The 6,298-nt window shown below is 47.9% G+C and carries 1 protein-coding gene; it reads left to right on the plus strand.

Annotated features, from left to right (window positions below; translation table 11 throughout):
* The coding region (locus NH399_RS25145; protein WP_305885115.1) for a calcium-binding protein at positions 1 to 6,298 on the plus strand (6,298 nt) is incomplete at both ends.

Here is a 6,298-nt window from a genome sequence, read left to right on the forward strand (position 1 = left end):
CCGATGGCACTGAATGGGATCAAGCTTATTTCACGCAACATGTCTTGGTGGGCAGTGATGATAACGACAGCCTTTCAGGTTTTAACGATGCGGCGGACACCATTGATGGCGGTGCGGGTAACGATACAGTGCGCGGCTACGACGGCGACGATACCGTCATGGGCGGCTCCGGTGATGATACGGTGTCAGGTGGAAGCGGTGATGATGTCCTTGTGGGTGGCACAGGCGACGACACGCTCACTGGCGATTATGGCGCAGACACTTACCGCTTCAGCGCAGGCAGTGGTCGTGACACCATTAATAATTACTCGGGTGACAGTGCGCAGGACACTATCGCTTTTGATGCCACTGTCGCGGCAGAAGACATTCGTTTGTCCCGCAGTGGCAACCATCTGGTGATTGAAAACATTCGCAACAGCGATGTGATCACTGTGACTAACCACTTCAGCAGTTCATCCTATCAGATTGATCGCATTACCTTTGATACAGCAGGCATCACCTGGACGGCAGCCGACATCACCAACATCATCAACAATCCGGTTGCGCGTACTTATGAAGCCACCAATCTGGTGTGGACACTGGATGCTAACAACAACTTTGGCATTGATCCCACACAGGCGGGGTTAGAAGCGCATGTGTCAGTAGGTGGCTCGCCCGCTTACGCCTACAGTGCTAACAACGGTGAGTTTGTTGTCCCTCTCAACGATCTGGCTAATGGCGTTCATGAATACCAAATCACGTACCGCAACAGCAACGGCGATCTACTGGGCGAGCAAAACGGTTTTGTGATGAAAACTGACAGTGGTCTGCAAACCTTAGGCGCTGCCAGTGATCGTGTAGAACGTTACTTCTACGATCACGATGGCAACAAAATTGCTGAGCTGGATGCTGCCGGTCTACTGTCTGAATTTATTTATGATGCAGCCGGTCAGCTGGCGCAAACCCGTCAGCATGGTATTGCGGTGCCTAAGTCTACCGACGATGTGGCCGATCTGTATCAAAACGGTACGCTGGCTCAAATGTTAACGGCGGTTGCTTCGGCTAAAGTGGCTGCACAAGCTTCTGGCGATACGGTTGTTGATCGTTCTGCTCATCAATTCTTTGATGGCAAAGGTCAGTTGATTGCGACGGTGAATGCCGAAGGCTACCTGACCACTTACGATTACAACGAGCAAGGTGAGAAGGTCAAAGTCACCGAGCACTTTAATCGAGTCACTGTGGCTGATGGTGCCAACTTTGAGGATCTAACAATCACCGCGCACGACAATGATCGTGTGACCTCGTTTGTTTATGATCAACTGGATCGCCTGCAACAAAAAACCGACTGGAACGGTTTGGTCACTACCTATGAATACAACACCGCAGGGCACTTATTACAAACCACACAAACAGACACCCTGACCAACACCTCACGGTCGCAAACACAACGAGTGGATGAGCTCGGACGTGTGACAGGCACACTCGATGCTAAGTCCAGTGCGCTGTTGCCCACCGATTACACGCAACAACAACTGGATACCCTGTTAACAGCCGAAGGTAAACAAACGGAATACGATACGGCTGGTCGAGTCACAGCGATCATTGATGAGTATGGTCAGCGCACTTTATTCTTCTATGATGATGCCGATCAGTTAACCCACACCGTTGATGCCTTGGGCAGTGTTCGCGAAACCACTTACACCGTCTTTGGACAAGTGGATCAAACTCGCGTTTACCAGAGTGCGTTAGGAGCCACCGAGCTGAATAATCTGCAACAAGGCACCTTGTCGCAAGCTGACTTTATCGCGCATCTAGACACGCTAAAAAGTGCTCACGATAGCGTGACTCAATTCAGTTATGACCGTCGTGGTTTGGTATTGGAAACATTGGATGCCGAAGGCTTTAAAACCACACAATTGTATAATGCCTTTGGTGAAGTCTACTTAAGCCGTCAGGCCCGTGATGTGGCTGCCACTCAGTGGACCACCACATTAACCGAAGTGAACACCCGTGGTCAGGTCACCGATATTTATCGACTCAATGGTAAAGCCATCGAACATGCGCAAAGTCAGCACACCGTTTTTGGCGAGCTGGATAAAACCACCAATGCTTTAGGTCAGAGTGTTCACTTTGAGTACGACCGTCTGGGTCGCGAAGTGGCGATGACTGATGCGTTAAATCGCACCACAAGCAATGGTTATGATGCCTTTAACCGAGTGCATACTCAAACCGATGCGTTAGGTCAGAGTGTCACAACCACCTTTGATGCCAATCAACAGAAAACCATTGTTACTTATCCTGGCGGCATCAAAACCGAAACTCACTTTAATCAGTTTGGCGAAACCACGCTAACGGTCGATGGCCGAGGCGAGCAAACCGTATTTCATTACGATGCTAATGGTGAGTTAACCAAAACCACTGCGGCGGATGGTTCAGAAACTCAGCTGTATTTAGACAAAGGTGAGCGTCTGGTATTGAGTGTGGATGCACAAGGTCGTCGCACTGTTTTTGAATACGATGCGGTAGGTCGTGTATTACGAGAAATCACCGATCCCAGTGGAGCAGAGATTCAAAGCTTGGCGGGTGACTCGATCACGTTAACGACTGAAGAACTGGCTTATCAAGGGCAATCCATTGAGACGCGCTATAGCTACGATGCCAAAGGCCAGTTAGAAACCGTGACGGACGCAAAAGGAGTCGTCACACAAAACCAGTACGATCGTCTAGGTCGTGTTGTAGCTACCACGAGTGATTATGGTGTGGGTGATGGTTTCCTTAATCTGCGCACCGAAACACAATACGATGGACTGGGCAATAAAGTCAGCGTTGTTGAAGCGGCTGGCACATCAAAAGCAGTGACCACCGAATATCATTACAACGATTTGGATCGTTTGACGCACTCGGTGAATGATGCCACAGGATTAAAAATTTCGACCCATTATGTTTACGATGCTGCTGGTCAAATCATCGAGACGACCAATGCCAACAATGACAAAGCTTATAACGTTTATGATGACGCAGGGCAGTTAATTTATCACATCGATGAAGAAGGGTATGTCACGCACAATGTGTATGATGCCCGTGGCAAAGTCACTGACTTAAAAGTTTATAAAGAGGCTATCAGTGTTACTTCTGCACCTCAGTTAGCTGACATGTCTGGCTTATTAGCCGATAACTCTGTTGCACAACATACACAAAGTGTTTTTGATGATTTGGGTCATTTGGAATTTGTAATTGATGCAGCAGGTTTTGTGTCTCGATTCCACCATGATGCCAACGGCAACGTGATTCAAACACAGCGCTTTGAAACCGCTATTGATAAGACGCAAGTCGGAACGGCTAACTTTGCCACAGAACTTGCCAAAGCGGGTAACGCACAAACCACCGATGTGCAGTTTGATGCGCTTAATCGTGAGCGTTACACCATTGATGCTAAAGGTTATGTCACTGAAGTTCAATACAGTCAGGCGGGCGAAGTGGTTGCAACCCTTCGTCATGGTGTGGCCATTGATAAAACGCAATTGGGTAGTAAAACCGTTGCGACCCTATTAACCGAAGCGAAAACAGCGAACCCCAATACGATTGCGCAACAGACGGAACAATTTGTTTATGACAATGCAGGTCGTCTGGTTTATAGCATCGATACATTGGGTGGTGTTTCTCAAAATATTTATGATGCTCGTGGGCAAGTTGTTGAAACTCGCGTCTATGACAGTGCGTTAACGAATCCTACCTTAACCACTGAAGGTATCAGCACGGCTTTAAGCAATGTGACTTATCGCAGCAGCCACCAGGTACTTGATGCATTAGGCCGTACGCGCTTTAGTGTGGATGCGGTGGGGCAAGTATCAGAAACTCGTTTTGATGAGATGGGGCGTGTTACCGATGCCATTGTGTATGCTTCAGCTTATTCAACCAATGATTATTCATTGACGGCATTAGAAGCCTTTGCCAACACCAACGTCAGCAGCGATAACTCCATCGTTAAAAATACCTACGATGCACTGGGTCGATTAAAGACGATGACCGATGCACAAGGCAAGGTGGAGTCTTATGAGTATGACGCATTAGGTAATCAATTAACTCGTACTGATAAAAACGCTCAAGTTTGGACGTACGAATACGACGCGTTGAATCGTTTAACCAAAGAGATATCTCCACAAACAACTTTAGGTGCTTATGACAATGGTCAAGTAACAACCTCTCTTGGCTCAGTAGAAACGATTCGAAAATACGATGCGTTTGGTAATGTTTCTAGCATCACAACGGGGGCAGGCGATAACACCCGCACAACTACCTATCAATACGATGCATTAAATCGTCAAACTCATGTCATTAAACCTGCGGTTTGGGATGCGAGTTTGAATGCAGACGTTCAGCATACTCAAGTGTTAACTTACGATGCTTACAACAATGTTGTTCAAATAGAAGACGAAGGCGGGCGTTTAAGTTATAGCCTTTTTGATGCCATCAACCGTCAAGTGGTTGCCATTGATGCTGCGGGCTTTGTGACCGAAACAGCCTACGACGGTTACAACAATGTGATCAGTACGACTCGTCATGGTGTGGCGATTGATGCGACTCAGCTGGCGAATAAAACCGTTGCGACTTTGTTGGCAGAAGCAAAAGCGGCTGCAGCAAGTGATGTTGCAGATAATACTGCGCCTGCTTCAACACCTTCGACGCCACAACCCGCATCCAGCACATCGAACTACAGTGAAGACTTTAGCAGTGCGACACTCAATGACTTCCAGGTGAACTTGAACGGTGCGCCGAGTGATCGCGTGGCTATCACTAATGGTCAGCTTCAATTCAATAGTCCTCGCACAGGTTCGTCAACTTTCTCTTCTATTGTAAACACCAATAAAGATTTCCATCTGGTGGATGGTGCAAGCATGAGTTTTGACGTGGAAGTGCCACCTCCAAGTCTGGAGCAACATTCTGTTTATGCTCGCTTAGGGATTTCTAATGGCATTTATGGCGATGGTCAAAAAAGCCTGCTAGTAGAAGTGGTAGGTGGCAATGTTCAGTTATTGGCGACTTACAAAAACGGTCAAATCTATCAGATACCTGTGGATATGTTCTTAAGTGAACCGACCATGACGGTGCGTTTTGAAGTCAGTAACGGTGCGATTGAAACCATCATTGAAAATGGTGGCCAGACTTATCGTGTCCATTCAGCGCCTTTGGGCGATGGTTGGGAGAACATGGACTTCGATTTAACCGCTCGTACTCAAACGGCGGAAGGCGCAGCGCCTGCTGCCGACACATGGCTGCGCGTGGATAACCTCAATGTCACAGGTGCAGGCGGCGGCCAGGCTGAACCTCCTACCGATTCGGGCGACGGCAACAGCGATGTTCAACAAGCGCCTGCATTAAACGCGGTATTAGTCCCTGAGCAAACTCAACAATACGTTTATGATGCCGCAGGTCGATTGGTTTACTCCATCAGCGCTACTGGCACTGTGTCTCACATGATTTATGATGTGCGCGGACAAGTGGTTGAGACGCGCACCTACGGTCGTGAAATTCAAGGCGACTTTGCCTCACTGGCACAAGTCGAAGCAGCCTTAAACGGTGCTGATTATCGCAGCAGCCGTGTAACTTTTGATGATGCGGGTCGTTCGCGCTTTAGCATTGATGCTTTAGGTTTTGTTTCTGAATCAAAATACGATGCCTTAGGTCGAGTGACTGATACGATTGTTTATAACTCGTCTTATCTTGATGTCACGCCACAAGCTGAGCAAACCTTCAGCTTAGCTTCTCTCGAAGCCTTTGCTCTTAATCACGCACATGCTGATGATCGTAACGTTCATAACGATTATGACAATCTTGGTCGCCTAACAGCGATGACGGATGCTCTAGGTAAGACTGAGTCGTACACCTACGATGCGTTAGGCAATCGTTTAACCTTAACCAATAAAAACGGCGATGTTTGGCATTATCAATACGATGCTCACAGTCGTTTGGTTAGAGAGACCACCCCAACGGTGACATCTTCCATCGTTAACGGTACGCAAGTCGAAGCGAAAGAAACGCGTTTGGTTAGCCAGATGCAGTACGATGCGTTTGGTAATTTATTAAGCCTGACCGAAGGTTCGGTGTTAGCCACAAGTTCTGTCGATGTTGCTGAGCCTGTTTTTGAGCAGGCGCGCACCACAAATTACGAATATGATGCGCTCCATCGCCAAGTCAAAGTCACTTATCCTTTGGTGACTGAGTACGAAACGGTGATCCCGAAAAACGGACCACCCATGACGGTTGAAACGCACACCCGTCATACGACGGAAACTGCCTACGATGCCTTTGGTAATGCGGT

Source organism: Pleionea sp. CnH1-48 (genome assembly GCF_024124665.1).
Classification (GTDB): domain Bacteria; phylum Pseudomonadota; class Gammaproteobacteria; order Enterobacterales; family Kangiellaceae; genus JAMXSB01.